Origin of the sequence: Microbacterium sp. NPDC076768 (assembly GCF_040687205.1) — a bacterium.
Classification (GTDB): domain Bacteria; phylum Actinomycetota; class Actinomycetes; order Actinomycetales; family Microbacteriaceae; genus Microbacterium.
Genome location: NZ_JBFBMU010000005.1, coordinates 24,465 through 44,856, shown reverse-complemented (window position 1 = coordinate 44,856; position 20,392 = coordinate 24,465). Strand labels below are relative to the sequence as shown.

The 20,392-nt window shown below is 63.3% G+C and carries 20 protein-coding genes and 1 pseudogene; 6 read left to right on the top strand and 15 right to left on the bottom strand.

Annotation, left to right across the window (positions count from 1 at the left end):
• Window positions 1-458: 458 nt before the first annotated feature.
• On the bottom strand, window positions 459-770 hold the full coding sequence (locus AB0O87_RS15235) for an antibiotic biosynthesis monooxygenase (protein ID WP_033107114.1): 312 nt from the start codon (window positions 768-770) through the stop codon (window positions 459-461).
• Window positions 771-877: 107 nt separating this feature from the next.
• Here AB0O87_RS15235 and AB0O87_RS15230 point away from each other — a divergent pair, with 107 nt between their 5' ends.
• Complete coding sequence (locus AB0O87_RS15230; RefSeq protein WP_166999605.1) at window positions 878-1,819, top strand: helix-turn-helix domain-containing protein; 942 nt, start codon at window positions 878-880, stop codon at window positions 1,817-1,819.
• A 494-nt stretch (window positions 1,820-2,313) separates the two neighbouring features.
• Here AB0O87_RS15230 and AB0O87_RS15225 read toward each other — a convergent pair whose 3' ends face one another.
• Together AB0O87_RS15225 and AB0O87_RS15220 are read right to left on the bottom strand one after the other, a co-directional pair.
• Complete coding sequence (locus AB0O87_RS15225; RefSeq protein ID WP_363517768.1) at window positions 2,314-3,798, bottom strand: ATP-binding protein; 1,485 nt, start codon at window positions 3,796-3,798, stop codon at window positions 2,314-2,316.
• The gene (locus AB0O87_RS15220; protein ID WP_363517765.1) at window positions 3,795-4,577 is read right to left on the bottom strand and encodes a hypothetical protein; all 783 of its coding nucleotides are present in this window, start codon (window positions 4,575-4,577) and stop codon (window positions 3,795-3,797) included. The genes AB0O87_RS15225 and AB0O87_RS15220 overlap by 4 nt, the downstream gene beginning before the upstream one ends.
• A 136-nt stretch (window positions 4,578-4,713) precedes the next feature.
• Between AB0O87_RS15220 and AB0O87_RS15215 the strand changes: the two genes are divergently transcribed.
• Window positions 4,714-6,435 carry a hypothetical protein gene (locus AB0O87_RS15215; RefSeq protein WP_363517762.1) on the top strand — a complete coding sequence of 574 codons (1,722 nt, stop codon included), beginning with the start codon at window positions 4,714-4,716 and terminating at the stop codon, window positions 6,433-6,435.
• Between the two features lie 51 nt (window positions 6,436-6,486).
• Here AB0O87_RS15215 and AB0O87_RS15210 read toward each other — a convergent pair whose 3' ends face one another.
• The 12 genes and pseudogenes from AB0O87_RS15210 to AB0O87_RS15155 all read right to left on the bottom strand — a co-directional run bounded on the left by AB0O87_RS15210 (window position 6,487) and on the right by AB0O87_RS15155 (window position 16,878).
• Complete coding sequence (locus tag AB0O87_RS15210; RefSeq protein ID WP_363517759.1) at window positions 6,487-7,953, bottom strand: PrgI family protein; 1,467 nt, start codon at window positions 7,951-7,953, stop codon at window positions 6,487-6,489.
• 6 nt (window positions 7,954-7,959) lie between these two features.
• On the bottom strand, window positions 7,960-9,303 hold the full coding sequence (locus AB0O87_RS15205) for a conjugal transfer protein TrbL (RefSeq protein ID WP_363517756.1): 1,344 nt from the start codon (window positions 9,301-9,303) through the stop codon (window positions 7,960-7,962).
• A gap of 34 nt (window positions 9,304-9,337) precedes the next feature.
• The gene (locus tag AB0O87_RS15200; RefSeq protein WP_191719927.1) at window positions 9,338-9,649 is read right to left on the bottom strand and encodes a DUF6112 family protein; all 312 of its coding nucleotides are present in this window, start codon (window positions 9,647-9,649) and stop codon (window positions 9,338-9,340) included.
• A gap of 100 nt (window positions 9,650-9,749) precedes the next feature.
• The gene (locus AB0O87_RS15195) at window positions 9,750-10,016 is read right to left on the bottom strand and encodes a DUF6112 family protein (protein ID WP_363517753.1); all 267 of its coding nucleotides are present in this window, start codon (window positions 10,014-10,016) and stop codon (window positions 9,750-9,752) included.
• A 44-nt stretch (window positions 10,017-10,060) separates the two neighbouring features.
• Window positions 10,061-11,197, bottom strand: a pseudogene (locus AB0O87_RS15190) (M23 family metallopeptidase); the annotation flags it as partial.
• A 12-nt stretch (window positions 11,198-11,209) separates the two neighbouring features.
• Entirely contained in the window at window positions 11,210-11,893 is a 684-nt protein-coding gene (locus AB0O87_RS15185; protein ID WP_363517750.1) for a hypothetical protein, read from the bottom strand.
• 30 nt (window positions 11,894-11,923) lie between these two features.
• Complete coding sequence (locus AB0O87_RS15180) at window positions 11,924-12,940, bottom strand: ParB/RepB/Spo0J family partition protein (RefSeq protein WP_363517747.1); 1,017 nt, start codon at window positions 12,938-12,940, stop codon at window positions 11,924-11,926.
• The gene (locus AB0O87_RS15175) at window positions 12,937-13,794 is read right to left on the bottom strand and encodes a hypothetical protein (protein WP_363517744.1); all 858 of its coding nucleotides are present in this window, start codon (window positions 13,792-13,794) and stop codon (window positions 12,937-12,939) included. The genes AB0O87_RS15180 and AB0O87_RS15175 overlap by 4 nt, the downstream gene beginning before the upstream one ends.
• 93 nt (window positions 13,795-13,887) lie before the next feature.
• Window positions 13,888-14,259: a hypothetical protein gene (locus tag AB0O87_RS15170; protein ID WP_363517741.1), complete on the bottom strand. Its 372-nt coding sequence runs from the start codon at window positions 14,257-14,259 to the stop codon at window positions 13,888-13,890.
• Complete coding sequence (locus tag AB0O87_RS15165) at window positions 14,256-14,870, bottom strand: DUF2637 domain-containing protein (protein ID WP_363517738.1); 615 nt, start codon at window positions 14,868-14,870, stop codon at window positions 14,256-14,258. The genes AB0O87_RS15170 and AB0O87_RS15165 overlap by 4 nt, the downstream gene beginning before the upstream one ends.
• Entirely contained in the window at window positions 14,867-15,769 is a 903-nt protein-coding gene (locus AB0O87_RS15160) for a bifunctional DNA primase/polymerase (protein WP_363517772.1), read from the bottom strand. Before AB0O87_RS15160 ends, AB0O87_RS15165 begins: the two co-directional genes overlap by 4 nt.
• 17 nt (window positions 15,770-15,786) lie before the next feature.
• The gene (locus AB0O87_RS15155; RefSeq protein WP_363517735.1) at window positions 15,787-16,878 is read right to left on the bottom strand and encodes an ArdC-like ssDNA-binding domain-containing protein; all 1,092 of its coding nucleotides are present in this window, start codon (window positions 16,876-16,878) and stop codon (window positions 15,787-15,789) included.
• 386 nt (window positions 16,879-17,264) lie between these two features.
• On the opposite strand from AB0O87_RS15155, the gene AB0O87_RS15150 reads away from it, so the two are divergent.
• Genes AB0O87_RS15150 through AB0O87_RS15135 form a run of 4 tightly spaced genes read left to right on the top strand, consistent with a single transcriptional unit; the run spans window position 17,265 to window position 20,383 of the window.
• The gene (locus AB0O87_RS15150) at window positions 17,265-17,696 is read left to right on the top strand and encodes a hypothetical protein (RefSeq protein WP_363517732.1); all 432 of its coding nucleotides are present in this window, start codon (window positions 17,265-17,267) and stop codon (window positions 17,694-17,696) included.
• A 58-nt stretch (window positions 17,697-17,754) separates the two neighbouring features.
• Window positions 17,755-18,219: a hypothetical protein gene (locus AB0O87_RS15145; RefSeq protein ID WP_363517729.1), complete on the top strand. Its 465-nt coding sequence runs from the start codon at window positions 17,755-17,757 to the stop codon at window positions 18,217-18,219.
• Window positions 18,216-19,232: a DUF6545 domain-containing protein gene (locus AB0O87_RS15140; RefSeq protein ID WP_363517726.1), complete on the top strand. Its 1,017-nt coding sequence runs from the start codon at window positions 18,216-18,218 to the stop codon at window positions 19,230-19,232. The genes AB0O87_RS15145 and AB0O87_RS15140 overlap by 4 nt, the downstream gene beginning before the upstream one ends.
• The gene (locus AB0O87_RS15135; RefSeq protein ID WP_363517723.1) at window positions 19,229-20,383 is read left to right on the top strand and encodes an alpha/beta fold hydrolase; all 1,155 of its coding nucleotides are present in this window, start codon (window positions 19,229-19,231) and stop codon (window positions 20,381-20,383) included. Before AB0O87_RS15140 ends, AB0O87_RS15135 begins: the two co-directional genes overlap by 4 nt.
• Window positions 20,384-20,392 lie beyond the last annotated feature (9 nt).

Genomic DNA, 20,392 nt, shown 5'->3' with positions numbered 1-20,392 from the left:
GCTACAACACTCGCCGGCGCCACTCCGCGATCGGCAACATCAGCCCGAACGCCTACGAAGCCGCACGCTCCGCTACGCTCGCGGAAGCGGCATAACCGAACCGACACCGTGTCCACGATCAAGGGCCAAGGCCCCGGCGTTTGCGCAGGTCAGCGGCTCGTTCGCCCAGTGGGCGCATCAAGCGATAGACGCAAAGCCGACGTGATTAGGTCGTCGGTTCGATTCCGACAGGCGGCTCCGGCGAACCGTTCTGGTGGTCGCGCGATGCGCTGGCCTCACGGCTCTGCCCGACACCGACGTCGCTCTCCTCTGCGACGGACCCCTCGCCGGCTGAGCGCTCGCGGCCGGCATCCTGTCCGTGTGCCGATAGGCCTCGCACCGCTCGGCAACGCAGCGTGGCGTTGCGTCGCGACCTGGCGACGGCTCGGCGGGGCGCGATCGTCTCGTGCGTTGGCGGACTACGGGAGCTTGGACGCGAGGACGTCGGCCGCCAGGATCTCGGGTGCTGCGCCGAGGAGGTGCTGGTTGGCCATCAGGGCTGCGACGATGGCGCCGTTGGCGTGGGCGTCGCGAGCGGCCTCGTCGGGGAATGCATCGAAGATCCAGAAGGTGTCGGCGTGGGTCCTGACCGCGAACCAGACAATCGTTCCTACTTCTTCGTTGGCGAGCGCGACAGCGCCGGCGAGCAGATCGGCGACCGCGTCGTGCTGTCCATCGGCCGCGACGATCTTGGCGACGAAGGCATACGGAAGTGATGCGGGTGTGGACATGAGGGACTCTCCTTGACGTCGGGGTTCTTCGTGGGACGAGTTCAGCGTATGACGAGCGAGGGCCGGTGGGGAGTGGCGTATACGGCAGTATTGCTATTGTTTACGTCATGCGTATCGGACTGATCGCGATCGACGGCTGCTTCGGTTCGGCTATCGCGTCGATCATCGACATCGTGCGGGTGGCCGACGGAGCCCGCGGCGATGTCGACCCGCGGATCGACCCGATCGAACTCGCCATCCTCGGACCGAAACGGCGAGTGACCACGACGGCATCGATGACCCTGTCGGTGGACCACCCGCTGTCGGAGTCCGGAGAGTTCGACGTGGTCGTCGTCCCTGCGCTTGGAACCCTTACGGCCGCCGCTACCAACGACGCCCTCCAGAGCCGAGATGCTCGTTCGGTCATCGCCTCGCTCGGGCGCCTCGACGAGGCGACCACCCGGATCGCCGCGGCGTGCACCGGCGTGTTCGCTGTCGCCGAGACCGGACGGATGCATCATCGGAGGGCGACGACCAGCTGGTTCCTGGGGCCGGAGTTCCGGAAGCGCTATCCGACCGTCGCCCTCGATCTCGACACCATGGTCGTGGTCGACGGGAACCTCGTCACCGCCGGCGCCGCGTTCGCCCACATCGACCTCGCGCTCTCACTCGTGCGATCGATCAGCCCCGACCTGGCCCAACATGTCGCCAAGCTCCTCATCATCGACGAGCGTCCGTCGCAGGCGGCCTTCGTCGCCTACGAACATCTCCGGCACGAGGACCCGATCGTCGTCGAGTTCGAACGCTTCGTGCGCGCCCGCCTGGACGAACCGTTCAACGTCGCCTTCGTCGCGCAGTCGCTCGGCACCAGCCGGCGCACCCTCGAACGACGAGTCCGTGCGGCGCTCAACCTCACTCCGCTCGGCTTCGTCCAACGGCTTCGCATCGAACGAGCTCGGCACCTCTCAGCAACCACGGACTTCACCTCCGCCGAGATCGCGCTACGGGTCGGCTACGCGAACGCCGAGACTCTGCGCTCCCTCCTGCGCAGGGAGCGACGCCGTTCCTGACCTATCGCCATGCCTGTAGCCGGTGTCCTAGCGCTCGACTGGAACCACCTCTCAGCACGTCGCGTCGACGCTCCTGCGTCGCCCCTGGACGACCCACTCGACACGCCCGCAGCACAGCCCATGTGACGTGTCCCGGCTTCCCGGACGGTCGAGGTTGGGTGGCTGTGATGTCGCTGCGTTCTCGTCGAGAGGGTCAGCAGACCCGATCAGAGCCGATCGGGATAAGACGCGAAGGCGGTCAGGTCAGGGCGGCCGAAGCCGGCCGGCGGGGTAGCGTCGGTCACGTCGAGGTCTTTCGGACGGATGGCGTAGGAACCTCCGTCGTCGGGAGACCTCGACGTCTATCTGCGGACCGACGCTCCCGGCCGACCTACACCCTCATCTGGGAAGAGCCACTTCAGCTTGACAAAGCCACAGTCTGCGGACGGTGGAGTCATTGTGCGACGGATCGTTCGGTTCTGCACAGTAGCCGCCGACATGGCAATTGAAATGATTCAGCTCATCATGCGGCTCGTGGTGTCGAAGAGTTCCAGCTCCCCAGGGTGCAGTTGGTGTTGGCAGACGAAAGAGCGATCCTTGATGCGCCACAGTCCCTGGCCGACACCGAGACCCGGCAGTAGCTTCTGTTCGGTCCCCGTCAGGCCGAGCGCTCTAGCAGTGGCCCCGAGCTGATCGGATTCTTGCCGGTAGATGATTCGCGTCTCGGCGTTGGCGAGAAGGCTGCTTGCCAGGGCTCGCATTGCGGAACCTTGGTCACCGACATTCTCCAAGTCGGTCAGCTTGTGGAAGATCAGCATGTTCGCGATCCCGTAGTGGCGAGCGAGCCGCCAGTGCGCATCCATTCGGCGCAACAACGCCGGATGAGACATGAGGCGCCATGCTTCGTCGTAGATGCACCAGCGCTGCCCGCCGTTCGGGTCAAGTAGGGCGGATTCCATCCAAGCCGACGAGCAGGTCATGAGGACCGAGGTCAGGGTCGAGTTCTCCGTCACTCTCGATAGGTCAAGGGAGATCATCGGTAGCGACGGATCAAAACGCACTGTCGATGGACCATCGAAGAGCCCGGCGAGGTCACCTGCGACAAGGCGTCGCAGGGCATGCCCAGCAAGACGTCCGTCTTCGGCTAGGCGCCCATCCGGATCCGCCTGGGCAGTCGGGGCAAGGATGTGTTCAACAATCATGGGAAGGACCGGAACGTCGTTGCTTCGAACGACCTCGGTCAGGGCGGTGTCAATTGCGGTGTGCTCCAAGGGTGTGAGTGGTCGAGTGAGGACCGTCTCGGCGAGCGCGCCGATCAGGTCGCGGCGTCGCGCGCCGACCGTGGACGACCAGCTCTCATCGCTCATTCCTGCTGGTCGATAGCCTTCGTCGAGTGGATTCAGCCGAGCAGCAAGCCCATGACCGAGCACGATCGCCCGACCGCCCACAGCTTCAGCGATCGCAGTGTGCTCACCCTTCGGATCGCCGGGGACGTAGACGCGACGCCCGAACGGGATCGATCGCGTGTAGAGGCTCTTGGCCAAGCTGGATTTTCCGGATCCGACAATGCCCGCGAGCACGAGGTTCGGCGCGGTGATGATGCCGCGCGCGTAAAGCACCCATGGGTCGTAAACGAAGGAGCCACCTGAGTACAGATCCTGACCAACGAAGACCCCGTCGGATCCGAGCCCGCCTTCAGCCAGGAATGGGTATGCACCAGCAAGAGTTGCCGACGTGTCTTGATGCCGTGGCAGGCGAAGCCTCCCGGGCGAACGCAGCTGCGTTGGTCCCGGTTCGCCAGCTGGCGAAATGAATGTGGTTGTTCGGCGCTCAGCCAGATCAGCGGCGTACTTGGCGCGGGACGCCTGATGTTCTGCTCTCTGCTGCTCCGCTTGCAACTCCGCGGCAGCCTGCCTGCGCTGCCTGCGTATGCGCCGCTTCTCGGATGCTGGAGCGACGAGAACCGAAGTGTGCAGGCGCTCGGCATCATCGTGGCTCATAGTCCTAGACCTCGCTGCTGCCTGACCGCCGTGATGCTGGCGGGCTCAAACCACGACGCTCGCTGTGAACCGTGAGTACGGCTAGGTGCCGACAGAGCAGGGACGCTTCGAACGTCATCGGGCAGTTGATCTGCCGTGTCCACCGCGTGGATTCGGTAGAGCGCGACGTGCGCGAACGCGTGACTGTAGGCGAGGTGGTAATCACCGTCGCGCAGTTCATGCTCAAGCGGGCCACTCGGCGGTGCGTCGTAGACGTATCCGTTCTCCATCGCTGCGCTGGTGGTCTCGTCACCGTAATCCCAATACTTCAGATGGTTGAGCCCAGCGAGAGCACCGTCGGCGTCGATCATCTCCAGCACCTCGTCTGCTTCTTGACCTTGCAGGAAGACGACATTGATCCAACGAGCGATTGTCGATGCTTCGCTGGCTGGAGCTTCGTGCCAAGCAACGCGACTCGCCGCACCCGCCGCGGCGTCGAGCCGTTCCTCTGCCTGGTCGATCAGGGTCGCCGCCTGGTGAAGTTCGTCGGCCGCGGCCAAAGCATCATTGGATCCGATGGAGTGGTCACCGTGCTCGTCAAACGCACGAGGTCGATTCTTGATGTGGGCGGCAGCGAGCTGATCGAGAACCTGCTTGAGCGATCGCACGCCTGACAGCAGGTCGCCGAGAACGCCGTACAGATCCTGCGGACTTTCAAACGTGCGCGTTGCGTGCGCGAGCCCGCGCAACGCTTCGGATGCTTCCCCGGCATCTGCACCGGGATCGTAGAACGTGGGCATGATGACCTCCTGAGTTGTGGCTTTGGACACCAGCCAGGTGCACCGTCGCTTCTGGAGATGTCGGACCTCCCTGCGATACTTGTGGTGTGGATCGGTGATAGCTGCGTCTCAGCCACCGGGGAGGGGACGACCGGGTATGGATGACTCGTCAGCAGCTCACAGCGAAACCGATGACGACTCTGCGGCGCAGCACGACGTCGATGGTCCGCGGGCTGGAGACACTACTGAGCTTGAAGAGGTGACGTCCACGACTCTGGTGGAGGTAACGCCAGGCATTGCCGTTGTCTTCGGCGAAGTTCCGGAGGGCCTAGAACTATTCGATCTCGACATGCTTCCGTCGTTCGACAGAGCGCAACTCAACACAGCGCTGGGGACGATTGGGAACATCGGGACCGTAGTTGGCAATGTCGCCGAGGCTATTTCCAGCGCGCAAGGGCTGTACCGAGTCAACGACGCAACGTTGTCCTTGCTCCAGAGTGGGGGCAAGCTGGCGGCAAAGGACGGCGCAAAGCTCGGGGCAATCTTCAAGAATGGGGAGTTGGTCGCACAGGCACGCTTCATCCCTGCTTCTATGACTGCCGCGACGGCCATCGCTGCCATTGGCCCGGCTGTTGCCATGCTGGCACTCCAGATGCAGCTTGGAGAGATTTCGGGTCTCGTGCGCACAAATATTGCGCTGACCACCCAAACTCTGAAATCGATCCGAAATGAGCAATGGTCTGAGCTTGAAGCATTGGTTGAGGCTGTGGATGAAGCGGTCGACCATGCGCGGAGTATCGAGGCCGTGCCTGACTCCGTGTGGGACTCAATCGCGGCGAGTTATCCGTCTTTACGAAAGCAAATGAAGCTCTATCGAAGGAATGTCGCGGATTACGTTCAGGAGCTTGGCAAGCTCAAGGGGCGCCCACGGCGCCAATTCCTGGAGTCCAATGCTGAGGCAATGGTGTTCGACACTTACTCATTGCTCAGCTCTCTGAAGGCATACGCGGAGTACCAAGCGATCAAGGCAGTACGGGCGAGAACGCGAAGTGCGGATGACGAGAGCGAAGCCCAGCTGTTCGAGCGCATTACTCGGGATACTCCGATCGAGATCCAGGCCGCGCGTGATGAGATCGCGATCCTGACCAAGGAGCTCGTGCGCGAGCTAAGAATTATCGCTGAGCTTCCCGGCCGTGCCACTATGCCGCTCACAAAGAAACGAAAAGATGCCAAGGCGTCGCAACTGACATGCGCGCAGCTGCTTGAGGCCTTCGAACCGGTTGCGAACATCATGCACCCACCTGTTGACAAGCCGAGTGCTCCCGATGTCGTGCTCGCTCCGGAAGACTTAGACCTCGATCCCTACCTTCAGATACTCCGATGGTTCATGGACGACACAGAAGTCCTTCAGGGGATTGCGTTTCCGCATGAGGCGGGAGGGACCCTTGCGGCGCTCGTGCCAGCGGTGCTCGCGAAGCGGGTCGATGCATCTTGGGATGCTTTGGCTCCAGGGAGGGCGGCCGCGATCGTGGACAAGATCGCCTCCAGCACGTTTGTAGCTGTCACAGACCAGCGGATCGTCACTGCGTCTCCGCGTGCTCTACTTCGGGAGGGCGAACTGGGGGCCGTGTTCCCGTTGAGCGAAGTCCGGTATGTGCGACCTCGCCGCAATCAAGCAGACAACGTGCGGTCGACGATCAGCGTCGCCACTGATCGGAAGGACTTCACCTGGATGTTCTCTTCCGCGGCGGACGATGAGCAGATCGACAATTTCGCAGTCGTTGTCGAAGACGGGGTGCACAGTGTGGCGGCGAGCCAACTCCGGATTGAAAGTGCACGGGATCGCGCAGATGAAGAGAACTCGATCGTGGCTGAATAGGTAGTACGCGCCAGTTCCGCCGTCAATCGACTTCCTCCTTAGATTGACGAGTCACACAACCCTACACAGTGGCAGCGCCGCCGCGGTGAACGCTTGGGCCTGCTGTCCGACGAGGAGTCGCGTCTCGCAGGACGCTTGAATGGCGGCTTGCTCGATCGCGGCGACGGCGGCGTCGAGGTCATCAGCGGTTCGTGCGGACACTGAGATGAGTCCGGTGTAGCGCAGGACGCCGTGCCCAGCGGTGAGATCGGCTTCCTGCTGGAGAACGTCCTGAAACTCGGCCGTCTGCGAGGCATCCTCTAGCTGGCCGATGCGCTGACGCTGAGCTGCGTCTGAGATGTACTCCGTCTTCTTTTTCCGGATGTCACGCGCTGCCTGGTCGGACCGCATCGGTGTGCAGAGCAGCGAGAAGGACCGCTGTATCCCGGTCGACAGGAGCACAGGTGCCAAGAAGCCCGGGTAGACCATCGACCGCGGCCACTCTGAGATCCACAACACCGCGTGGAAGGCCGAGTCTGTGCGTAGTCGAGACCAGGATTCGTTCACTGCGACCGGACCTGCGGTGGCGAGCGACTGGCCGAGTTCGCCGTGCCGTTCAAGCGTCGCGGCGACTGCCGGGTCGTATGCCGAACGCAGGATGACGGCGATCTCGCCGCACGTCAACCACGATGAGGGTGCGAGGTCTGCTGAGCGCAGCGCGGCGACCAATGTAGACATCTCTTGGCGAAGAACAGCCGCAGCGCCACGGATGCCGCCACCGGCAGTGCGGATCTGTCGTGCCGCTGTCTGCATGTCGAGCGAGAGGGAGAGCGTGGTGGCGTGGCGTTCTCCAGCGGGTCCTGCGCGGTCGATGAGTTCGGCGTACGTCGTCGAGGCCCAGGAGCCATCTGCGTTGCCGTGCGATGCCCACCATTCAGCGAGTCCTGTCCCGGAGTCCGGGAGGGTGCGCTCAAGCACTTGCAGCATTGAGAGGCGCCCGGACCTGCACACGGTCGCGAGCACACGCCCCCAAGAGGAGACACGCCGTTCCTGCTCACCGGGATCGAGGAGCGCGAATGCTGGGTGCGAGACCGCAACGATGGCCGTTAGGGTACTGGCGGTCGGGTCATGAACCATTCCGGCGCCGGTGGTCGGGTCGTCGTACTCGCGCAGTCGTGCCATGTCGCCGGGTAGCGCGAGCGAGCCCGCAGGTCGCGGCTTCACAACACGCCGCCGGTAGAGCAACTGTCCACCGGTGGTTTTCCACATCCACCAGAAGGCAACGGGAATCCATTCGACGATCGGACGTCCAGCGATCCGGATCCACACCACGGCCGCGGCACAGAGCCATACGGGTGCCGAGAACGCGATGAGCATGCCGCCTCCGGCATAGAAGGCCCACACAAGCGTGGTCACACCCATTCCGAGCGCGACCAGCTGTGAGAGGGATAGTCCGAGCAGGATGCCCCTTCGTGTCAGTCGGGAGAGTTTCACCGGAATGAGGTCCCCGGCTCGTTGATCGTCGTAGTCCTTTGGCATGCTCAGTTATTCCTTCCCAGATCGTGGCTGCTGGGTTCTGGGTGGTGTTGGATCCGATCGCGGTGCGGGAGGCTGAGGCGTGGAATGAGGAGCGGGTGCAGCCGCACCCGAACCACCCGCACCGGCAGCCGCAGTTTCGGCCGTGCCACCGACAGCGCCTCCGAGCTGGGGCCCGGCAGTAGCGGCAGCTTTGATGACCTTCGCGCCAATGACCGCTGCCGCTGCTGGGCCAGCCGCTGCGGCAGCGCCACCGGCACCTGCACTGGCTCCCGCCCCCGCTCCGGCAGCTGATCCGCCGGACGTCGCCCCACCCGAAGCAGACGCGCTGGGTGAAGCGGTTGCTGCTGGAGCGGCGTTGGATGTCCCGCCACCACCGGAGCCACCGTCGAGAACTTTCTTCACTCCGTCGCTCTGAGGCTTCGACGGCACTGGCACCGGTCGGTTCACAGCGCTCTTCGCTTCCTGCTCGCTTCCCATCGCGTGGTAAAGATCGAAGCCGAGGAACGAAATGAATCGGTAGACCATGTACGGCGCAAAGGCTGCGATGAACAGCAGCACGATGCCTGAGATCGGTTCGGTGACGGCTGACAGGTCAGCCTCGATCGGGGTCGAGACCTGCGTGATCGCAATGAGGAACACGACGACGAGTACGAGCTTGGAGATGATGAGCGCGATCACGAACGCTGCCCATTTCCCGATCCATCCGCGGGTGACGTCCCATGCCGCCCCAGCGAAAGCGATGGGCGCGAGCACGATTGCGACGAGCAGCAGGGCCTTGCGAATCAGGAGCGAGAACCACACGATAGCGACAGCACAGATCATCAGTCCGGCGAGGAAGATCGTGACGATCGCGCCGACCCCGGGAGCGGCGATGTTGATTGTTGTGAGTCCTGCGGTGAGGAGCGCGATCTTGTCGCCCATGGTGGCGGTGGTTTCTCCTGCGGCCTGAACAACCCCAATGCACAGCTGATCCACGATCTCAAGAGCCGTCGCCGTCAACGTAATGACCACGAACGACCCCAGAACAGCTTTGGCTGCGCCGAGGGCTGCGCGGGAAAGTGCGGCGGGTTCGCGTCGGATGAGGCCGAGGATCAGCTGGAAGCAGAAGAACAGGAGAACGATGAAGACACCGATGCCGAAGAGCAGGTTGTAGACGTTCAGGTAGCCCGGGGATTGGACATCCACGAGGGTTGTGCTGTCGAAGACGGTCCACATGGCTTCGATGAGCCATCCGGCAGCTTGCCCCATCGTGGAGGCGAGCCAGTCGAATGGCGCCGACACGAGTGTCGCGGCACCTTCACCGACGGCATCACACACGTTGGAGATGACAGGAATATCGCAGACACTCATCGCAGGCCTCCTGGAAGTGATGGATGGGTGGGTCTCAGACCTGCTGTCCGACGTTCCAGAAGAAATTGATGAGCGTTACTGATGCGCCGCAGATGACGGCGGCACCGCAGGAGATGAGTACGCCGAGTTTGCCGCGAGAGGCGAGGTGCGGGTTGGACGAGTTTGACCCAAATCCCCAGACGATCGCCGAGATGATGAGCGCGAGCACGGAGAGAATCAGGCCGATCGTCATGACGGCGCCGACGATCGTGCGCAGCTGCGCAATCCCCGGCAGCCCCGAATCATTCGGGGTGATGTCGATGTCCATCGGCAGGGCTGAGGCGATGGTCGTGATGAGTTCGAACACGGTGGCTCCTTTGGCATGAACACCGCCGTCGGCGGTAGCTGAAACATGGTCGAGAGCCAGGTGCGCCGGTCGTCCCTTTCGACAGGTACGAACAAGCGAGCTACAGCTGCTCACCCAACTGAATGAGCCAGTTCATCCACGTCACGCCACCGCCAGCGAGGACCGCGGCGCCCAGCGCGACGAAGACCCCGGCGCGTGCTTTCGCGGCGGCCCCCGGGTTGCCAGTGGAGGTGGCGATGGCCCAGATGATTGCGCTGATGATGATCATGAGGACAGCAAAAATCAGGATGATCGTGAGCATCGCTCCGATGACAACCTTGAGATCGCCGATACCGCTCATGCTGCCGAAGTCCGGAAACACGTTCACGACAAGCCGCCCATCATTGCCGAGCATCCGGCTCCTGCGGTGGCTTCCGGAAGGTCGGCGGCATCGTGATCGTTGAGCCACTTCGCCGCATCGACCGCCTCAGCGTTCGTGCCACCCGGGCGGACTTCGAAGTGAAGGTGCGGACCGGTGGAGTGTCCAGACGAGCCGACATCACCGATGTGTTGACCAGCGATGACGTGTTCTCCGACGGTGGCGTGGATGCCGTTCTCCCACATATGCGCGTAGGCGGTCGCGATGGTCTCGCCATCGATGCGGTGCTCAATCACGACGAGTCCGCCATAGCCGCCAGAGAACTCCGCGACTGTCACGACACCATCCGCTGCTGCGAGGATGGGTGTTCCGTCAGCGGCAGCAAGGTCGGTTCCTGAGTGGAAGGCCCTCTCTCCGGTGATGGGGTCAAAGCGGGGCCCGAAGTCACCAGTGAGCACCCAGGTACCTTCCGGCAACGGGAACACGACGTGCGAGGATCCGGCCACGGCGTCAGCCGGAGACGGGGCAGTCGTCGAAGAAGTCGATTTGCCGCTCGTGAGAGTCGTGAGGATCATCTCGGCGACGGGCTCGTAGTTGTTGTACCGGTCAGGATAGGCAGACACCTCGACCGCCTGAGCGGCTTCGCCTTTACCCATGCTCTGCCATCCAGGAATGTCGAGAAGGCCGCGGGGCGAGGGATAGTTGGGGCCGGACGGTCCGCCAAAGAACGCAGCAGCTTGATACTCGGGGTCCATCAGCTCAGCTACGGATCCCCAGCCCGATTGTGGGCGCATTTGAAACAGGCCGAGCGAGTCGTGGTCGGACCCGCTTCCATCGTTCGGATAGCCCCCGGATTCCGGGTAGGTGCCCGTGTTCGCGAGCTGCCGCAGCGTCGACTCGGTGAGCGCAGCCATGATCGCGATCTGGACGCCATCTCGGGTGACGCCCTCGATCCGTGAGCCCACGGTGATGATCGTGGCCACGTGAGTCAGCTGCTGCTTGTTGAGCGTGAACGTCTCACCATTCGCTGTTGTCACCACGAGAGAGTCCGGCACGTTGCCCAAGGTGAGTCCTGACGAGGAAAGACACGCAATAACGGCGGGATTTATCACGAGGCCGACGGTGACGAGCCCTAGCGTTGGAGCCAAGAACATCAGGGCGACGACTGCGATCGCGAGCTTCTTCATCATGAGCTGGCCTTCCTAACGCAGCGGATTGTTCAGCTGTGAGAGCCGCAAGACGTAGCAACTGTCATCGGGCGGGCACGCGATGAAGACCGTGAACGCGACCTCTTGCTCAGCGCTGACTTGGTCACCGTTCCAGAGACCGGAGCGATGGCGGATTCCCGCGATCGTGAATGCGGTGGCGCCTGCGGGGAGCTGGCTAGGGCGAGCCTGAGCAAGCGCGTTGGCCCAGGTATCCGGCACGTGCGCGGACGTGATTTCCAAGCGTTGGCTCGTCGCGTACTGTCGCAGCTGTGCCCACGCGTCCTGGGTGGGCATGTACGTTGCAATGTCGGCTGCGAGCCCCGGCTGCTCGGTGCCGGTGGGGTCGGCGACATCGAGGATGACTTCGGCATAGTCCAGCGGCAGGAACCCACTGCCGGTGTCCCAGGTGAACAGCGCCGTCGCGACGCCGCGCGAGAAGGTCTCCGCATCGGTGCTGTGGGGGATAGTCGGGATCCGAGACGGCTGGACCGGTGACTCACGCGACGGTTGCGCTGCTGGTTCAGTGCTCGACGGTGACGGACCGATTGGAGCCGTGGATTCTCGGGAACCGATGATGATCCCGTAGACGCCAACACCTGTGACGAGGATCACCGCTATCGAAGCGGTGATGAGAGCGACGAGCGTGCGTCGTGAGCGGAGCGCGGTGGGGAGCTTCATATCGGGCAGGTGCGCAGCACCAGCCCGTCATCAGATCGCGCGAAGGTTGCCTCTTGATGCTGTTGAGTCGGAACCTGCATCCTCGGCATCGAGCGCGCTTCGGAGTTGTTCGGCAAAGTGTGAAGTCGCGTCAACGACATGGAGGAACATCTCGACTTCTGCGCCGCTGAGCTGGCGGACGAGGTCGTCGACCTCAAAGTGTCGCCACCATCCATCGAGTTCGTTCCACGTCACCACGAACGCCCGAACTGGCCAGGGCTCGTCGCTGTCGATAGGCGCCGTTCTGGGGCTCGGCGAGGTACGGCGCTTCTGATGCGGCATGCTCTTGATACGTGCCAGCGCGGCCTCCGCCAGCTGTGCCACGTCCTCGACCGGTGCGTCTGCCTGAGCCCCCAACACCAGCTGCCGTGCGCGTTCATAACTGGGATGCACGGGTGCGCCGGACCCAATGAGTTCAAGCTCAGCTGCGACGCCCTCTCGCACCCACTCTGTCTGGTTCTCATCGTCAGCGAGTTGCTGCAGGTAGTTGATCTTCTCCAGCGTGGTGTGTGACGCGCCATCCGGGATCATCGAGGCGGCCTGCGCACGGGAATCTCCGAGCGACTCTGACGGTGCCGCAAAATTTGCGTCACCGTCAGTTCCCGGCTGGTTTTCGTGGCTGAACCGTGAAGCTTCCTGACGGCGAGCGGCATCCTCAGCCATCAGCGTCTTGATCTCCCGATAGAGCGCGGCACTCTCCAGCTGGGTGAGTGGCTTGTGCAGAACGTTGTCGTCCTGCTCGGCAAGGAGGTGCGCGAGATCCCCCGAGATGCCGGACCGCACCCAGACCTTGACGTGCTGCCATCCGAGCTGCTTGATCGCCGCCAATCGTCGCGCTCCGCAGACCAGGATCCCATCAGGGGTGACTGTGATCGGCTGCAGCAGACCATCGCGCTCGATCGACGCGGAGAGCGATCCGAGGTCGCCGAGCTCAGTGCGGTGACGGCGTCCGACCTGGATCGAGTCGACGGCCCGGTCCAGCTCGATATGACCGTCACGTGCACTCATCGCGTGCTCCCGTGAATGGGCGCCGACATCGCAACAACCATTACCAGGTCGTCGTCACTGAGAAGCGTCGGGAGCGTCTCGCCGACGAGTAGGCGGAGCAGGATGCCGCGACCGGTGCTCGTCGCTCGGTAAGCAGGATGGGGGTGCCCAAGCAGCACGTGCAGAAGCGACGACCAGGAGTCGGCGGGCAAGTCGAGAAGCGCTCTCGCGTGCTTGTCTCGGCGCAGCAGCTCGTACGCACCTTGCCGAGACCCGATACGCGCCACCGCGCTGCACACATGCTCGATCGCGGCCCGCGCCGTGTCTTCGGGCCACCCCAAGGTCGTGAACAGTGTGATCGCGCGGTCGATCGTGCGCCGAGCTGTGTCGGTGTCGCGCGCAGTGTCGGGGTTCTCGTCTTCGATGACGGGATACCGATCGATGACGTGGAACGCCGGGTGATAGTCGGCCAGTGGATTTTCACGGTCGGCAAAACGCTCGGGGTCGTGAAACGCAGATACCTGCGGGCGACGTGCTTGATGCGTCGCGCAGAGCAAGCCCTGCCCGCGTTCCTCGGCGATGCAGGTGACTTGGACGCCACGGGTGACCACAGCCCAAGGATCGATGGCCTCGCGAGCGGATCGAGTTCTCATCACGTCGAAAGCTGCCGACGCTGCCTCCCACGGATCCAGGCCATGCTTGCGAGCCAATGCGGCATACTTCTCCGCGGCGAATGCTGCGAGTTCAGCAGCGACGCGATCGTGCTCCCACGCGCGGACACCCGTGTCGTGCAGTCGATGCAGCAAGGCGCGAAGCCCCTCGCTCGTCGTATAGTCCTCGCGTGGCTGCGGCGCCGGGCTGTTGTTATTGGTCATGGTGTGGGCACCTCCTGGCAAGCAGGTGCGCGCCCGCTCCCCAGCGGGGTCCTGGATGTCAGCGAAGTGCCCATGAGATGCCGTGCCCGACGATCAGGGGGTCCCGATCGCGCCGCGCTCGGCCCCTCGTCGGGAGCTGCCATGTCCGAACGCGGACAACGGCGGGAGGTGACGGGCTCGCTCCGCGATGCCGCGGGCGCTGGTCGCGGTCGCCTGGTAGGTGCGACGTCGAAGCTCGGCCTGGAAATTGATCCCTGCCCCGGCAACGCGCGAACCACCGCGCACCATCAGATCAGTCGGACGTACCCACTCGACTCCACGACCGCGGTAGAACGCGGGGTCGATTCCAGTGCTACGACCATGACCTTGAACGCTTGCTGCCTCAACTGCTTCCGGAGCGCTCGTCGTCCTTACGGAATTCTCGCTGGCAGCGACAGCGGCGCCGTCCTTTTCTTGTTCGCTCATTTCAATTCCTCCTTGTGCGGCGTTGCGGATGCGGGCACATTGCGCTCTTGATCGAGCGGGTTGTTTGCGAACCAGCGGCCCACGGTCGAAGGGTGCACACTCAGCTCACGCGCAATCCTTTTGTTCGACCACCCGTCCGCGCGCAAAGCCATCGCAGACTCCTGGGGCGTGGTCTGCGTCATGGTCTTGCGAGCAGCTTCGGGTCGCTCGGGGATACGGATGAGGAGCACTGTGAGGTGAGTGATCGCCAGCAAGACCAGCGGTGGCACCGCCGCCACCGCCGCCGCGAGAAAGCTCGGCACATCGGCATCCGCCGCGACAACCGCGTGAATCGAATTGGCTGTCACCGACACGGCCGCGGCGCCAGCCAGCAGAGTCCAGGGGTACCAGGCCGCTCGGGCTCCGGCCAGCGCGACGACGGCGACGGTCGATACAACGATGACGCCGTCGACAATGAGCGGCCACGCCCACGCTTGCCCGGCACCAATCCCTGAACGGGCGGCAAGATCCGCAAGCGAGGTGAATGACAGCCAGAAAGCTCCCGCGGCAATGAAGACGGTGCCCGCGACGGCCGTCATGACAGCCCATCGTCGCGCGTTGAAATCACTCATGCCAGTGCCCGTGGGTGTGACGCGGGTGGTGGGCGATCGCACGACGTTGTTCTGTTGGCGCGTATCGATCGCTGCGGAGATGCACCCTGCACTGCCCGGTATGCAGACCGGACGGTAGTCGCCGCTTCTCGCTGGCTGAGACCGGCCTGTTCGGCGGCAGCGCTGAGGGCGTCGAGCGCCTCGCTGTTCGGCACCATCTGCTCCGCCATCTTGCACGCGGCCCAGAAGAGCCCATGGTTGCGTTCGCCTTCTCGGAGTCGCGCAACCCAATCGGCCAGCCGTTGCACGTCAACGGGCTGTTGCGCCGACCGCGGACTTCGACGTGCCTCGTTAAGTTGCGGCGGATCGAGATAGTCGTGGAGCTGCTGCGAGTCGAGCGGACGACCTGGTGTACCAGCCAACTGGAGGATCTCGTATCGGTGCGTCGACCCGGCGAGGGTGCGCTCAGACGGTGGGACGATGACATAGCCTCCGTCGCCACGGAAGTCGATTCCGGTCCGCGCGGATTGCCATGAGCGCTGCTCGCTGTTCCTGTCTGCTGGGAAGAAGAGGTGCAGCCCGCCGGACGGAGTCCTGATGGCGGCTTCCCAACCTTCAAGCAGCCCGGCACGCTGGGCGCCATCGAGTGCGTCGTAGCCGTTGACCGAGGTGTGCACGTCGACGTCCACCACGACAAGGCCTGTGGCAGCGCCAGTCGGCATCCCGATATTTGCTGACGGCATCGCGGCCCACCAGCGATGAACCGACTCGGGCTCGCTGCTGGCCGAATGAAACCCTCCCGCAACGGCGGGGCGTTTCCCGCCCGCGGTGCAGGGAAATACGGGGACACCGGATGCTGCGAACGCGAGCGCGCTCTGACGGAGGGAGACCCCGCGACCAATGTGATCCAGCGTCGCCATGAATGATTGCGGCGCACTCATCGCAGCCCTCGCACGTCGACCAACGCCAGCTGTTGTGACGCCGCGGTGGCCATGGTTGAGGGTGAGGCGCCCGTGCGTTCGACTGCCTTGGAACTTTGACGAAGCGAGTCCCGCTCAAGCCCCGGAGGTGTGCCGTCACCGGTCATTTGCGTGTCGAGCTGATCGAGAATCTTCATCGCCGTCGCACGGACGCGCTCGCCCGTTGCCCGAACGACCTTCGACGGTTCCTCCCCATCGACTTGAGCCGCCCACGTCGAGACATAGGGAATCGTGTAGCCGGTAGTGTCCATGCCGTGCGCCGCGCTCACCATGAGCGCTACCGACTCGGCCTCGACTTCACCAATACCTCGGTGCTGACGTGCATCTCCCTGGTCGGGGCCGTGCATGAGAACATGTGCGAGTTCGTGAGCCAGCGTCTTCACCTGGGCGGCCGGGTCCATGTCATCGCGGACGCTCACGGTTTTCTCCCCGTAGTTGGTCACGCCGTTCGCACCAAAGATCGCGCCTGCATCGGCCACGGCGTGCAGCTGGAATCCGGCTGCTTCGATCTGCCGAGTGATTCCAGCTCTGAGTCCCGAAGGAGCCTCACCACGCAGCAGCTTCGGGGTAGGCGGTGCCGGGATCGGGTCGCCCGAGGTCTGTGCGGCATCCCAGACGTACGCGGGGCGGACGCCGACCATCTTCGACCGAACTTGCTCGCCGGGGCGAGGCTTCTCGTACCGGTTGAGTCGTCGCCACGATGTCGGGTCAGATGGCGATGATGAGGCGAAGCGGCCGGTAACTGGAGCGAGAATCTGATAACCCGGCTGACCCTTCTCCACCTGATGCCCGAGCTGCTGCCACTGTTTGTACCCGGCCACATACGAAGGCATCGGATCGGGCACCAAGCCTGCCTCATGCGCGGCGGTGTGCTGCATCCAGATCAGAAGCGTGTTGTTGAACGAACGGCTTCGGAACTGGGCAGCGAAGGCAAGTGCCTGGGCCCAGTCTTCGCCAGACACCAGCTGATCGACAGCCTCGGTCAACTTTTCGTGCAACTCATCGAGCTTCGCTTCGCGCGCTTCGCGGCGATCGTCAATCGAAGTCATCGGTCGGCCTCCTCTCAGGCGTGCCACGTTGTGGAAGCGTGTGGCGATGCACCTGTGAGGTGAGCGGGGATGCCCAAGTCGCGATAGCGGGAAAGGCATGCTCGCCGAGGTGTCGTGAGCAAGCTGCGACCACGCGCGACCGACTGAACGCGCATCATCGCCTCGAATTTGGCATGGTTCACCTCTCTTTGAGCAGTGGTGCGGTCACGTCAAACTGCACTCGTTGATCATGCTCAAATGGCTTAGGCCTTCCGTTCTAACATGGCAATTGAGCATGCGCAACCCTTGATTTGTGCATGCTCAACGGCTATATTGAGCATGCGCAACACCCCGCCGGGGTGGCCGGCGCCGATACCTACCCGTCCCGACGGAAGGGGTCAGCACCAATGACCGAGAACGAGAGCAAAGCCGCAGCTGCGGATCTCGCGAAACGCCTGCGCCTGCTGCTCGATGTTGCGATCGCTGAGTCCGGTATCGAACCGACGTATTCGCAGATCGCCGCTTACCTAGGCGAACGTGGTACCAATCTGTCGAGATCGCGGTGGACCTACATGGTGAACGGGCACCGGTACGTGCAAGATCCCGAGGTATTCGAAGGGCTGGCATCGTTCTTCGATGTCGACACTGACTTCCTTGTCGGTTCTGATGGGGCCGAGGTCCCGGCGAGAGTGAGTGCACAGCTTGATCTTGTGCGCTCAATGCGGGCGGCGAAGGTCAAGTCCTACGCAGCCCGCACCCTTGGAGATATTTCACCGCAAGCTCTCCAAGCCATCAGCAGGTTCCTAGACGAAGAAGTGGCACACACAATCGAGCAGTGACGGTGCCCCCGGTGCGGAGCGACGCCGGTAGATGCTCTCGAAGGAGGGTGAGCAGAGCATGAATATCGAACTGACCGTGTCCACGGCTGTCGCGGATCTTGCTCTGGGCGGAATCTTCACCTTCGACGCCTTGTTCGACGCGGTGCGGCAGCGCAGACATCGGAAGCTGCGTGTCGTTGAGCTTGCCGAGCTTGGCGACCATGATGGCATCTGCGCCGTCTGGCTGACTACCGATACTGAGGATCTGATCCTCCACGCCCACAGTGACTCGGTTCTGCACCGCCAACAGTTCGTTCTGCATGAGTTCGCTCACATGATTCTTGGGCACTGCGACGGCGACGAATGCTCCGAGGTGGATGCCCTGCTGCCCGATATCCCACCGCACACTCGCGGACGTTTGCTCAGGCGCCAGGACCTCGACACAGGCACTGAGATCGCTGCAGAGTCATTGGCCGACCGGCTCGCGGCAGGCATCCGCGGTTCGGCCTTCGCGGAGTCTCGCTACTCGGAGATATTCGCATGATCCAGACGCTTGTCGCGGCACTCATGTGGGTGCTGGTGGCGAGCCTGCTCATCCTGCGGCGCGGGCGCACAGACCGCAGCATCACGTACTCTGCGCTCACCATCGCTATCGCCATGACACTCAACGTCGATGCGATCTACGTTGTCGTCGATCGAGTACTTGGCGCAACCAACCTGGCCACGCTGCTCTCAGATGGCCTCCTGATGATCGGCCTCTTCTTCCTTGGCCGGGCAGCAATGAAAGCGGGGGAGTATCGCCCTCGGTTGGTGCGCGCGGCCGTTGGTCGCTCCGCGCTGTTCATCGCACTCCTTGGCGCCTCAGCGGCCTTCACTCTCATGGATCGAGGGTCAACGACGGTCAATTTCATGATTGATCTCGGCGCCCAACCGTGGGCCGCGACGTATTCGATCGTCGCTTTCACGTACTGCGGGATCGTCGTTGCCGCGATGCTCGCGCTGGCGACACGCCAGTTCCGGCTTGGTGATGGCATCCAGCGCGTTCCGCCAGCGCTGCTGTTGATTGGCTCCGCTTCGGGCGTCGCACTCTGCGTGGTGGTGATCGTTATGGATGTTGCGCACATCTCAGGCAACCTCGAACTCATGAGCGCGGTCGGCGCCACGTATGGGCCACTATCTCTACTCGCGTTTGTTTTTCTTTGCGCCGGATTCGTGGGGCAACCAATGGTCCGATACGTGCGGGATCGCGCCCGACGTGCGCAGACAGCTGAGATGGTGAGAGAGCTGGAGCCGCTCTGGCGTCGAGCAACACTCGTGCGGCCGGGACTCAGCGGCACGAACTCGCTCGGGTCGAGCCTGGATGACCCAGAGCTGCGCCTCCACCGCGTGATCGTCGAGATCCGTGACGCCATGATCGATCCACGCGTCTCTTTCGAAGTCACTGGACCCGATCGTGCATTGCTGGAGCGAGCCGAGGCTCACCTCCTGGGGGCTGATGCGCGCGGCGCACGTGAATCTGTGCCTGGTCGCCCTGCACGCGAACGAGGACAGGTATGAGACGGATCATCGCCGCGGGCGCGGCGCTGCTCACCGCGGGAGGTCTGGGGCTCGGATGGACTATCGCCCGGAGGCTGACCGCACCGGCAGGGCCAAGGAACTTCGACCTGACCATCCGCGACGTGGAGGTTGATGGAGATCGGCGACTACTGGTCCTCGACCGCACACGCGAGACTGCCGCGCGTGGCGTCTACAACCTGTGGGTCGAGACGGGGGACTGGGTGCGAGTATCCGACGAAGTGCTCGACCGAGGGTCTGATCAGATCGCCCGGGTTGTGACGGATGCGGCAAACGACTTCCTAGCTTCCGCTGGCGACCACTTCTCATGGAGCGGGATCTACTTCGCAAACCCAGCCGATGCAGGCCTCAGTGCCACGGACGTCTCGATCGACACAGGCGTGGGGGTAGTCCCGGCCTGGCTCATTGAGGGCGAAGAGAACGGTGCGACCTGGGCGATCCACATCCACGGTCTTGGGAGTAGTCGGGCCGGAACCTTGCGCGGTGCGCAGGTCGCCACGGAGATGGGCTACACGTCGGTCATCGTCAGCTTCCGCAACGACGGCGAAAGCCCCCGATTCGGTACCGGACGCTCAACGCTTGGCCTCACCGAGAGCGAGGACGCCGAAGCTGCAGTGGGGTACGCGATCCAGAACGGCGCGCAACGGATCGTGCTGTTTGGTTGGTCGATGGGTGCCGCGATCGCGCTACGAGTTTCGAGCCGCGCACGAGAGCGTGGTGTTATCGCCGGACTCGTCTTGGACTCTCCAGTTCTCAACTGGATCGACGTGATCAAAGCGAACTGCGCGCGCAGCGGTTTGCCTGCAGTCGCAGGCTATCTCGCCGCCCCGTGGTTGACGTTCGGCCCGTTCGCTCGAATGATTGGGCTGCCGAGGGCAATCCCACTTCGGGAGTTTGATTGGGTGCAGCGCGCCGAAGAGCTCGCCGTTCCCACGTTGATCCTTCACGGCGCCAGGGACGACTCAGCTCCCATCAGCTTGTCGAAAGCACTGCGCGCGCGACGTCCTGACCTTGTTCAACTGGAATCCTTTGGTGCAGGGCACACGCTTGCTTGGAACTCCGACCCGGTGCGATGGTGTTCTGCGGTCAACGCCTGGCTCGCGAAGCAGCTGGTTCCTTTACCTGCAACGTGATGCGACTGC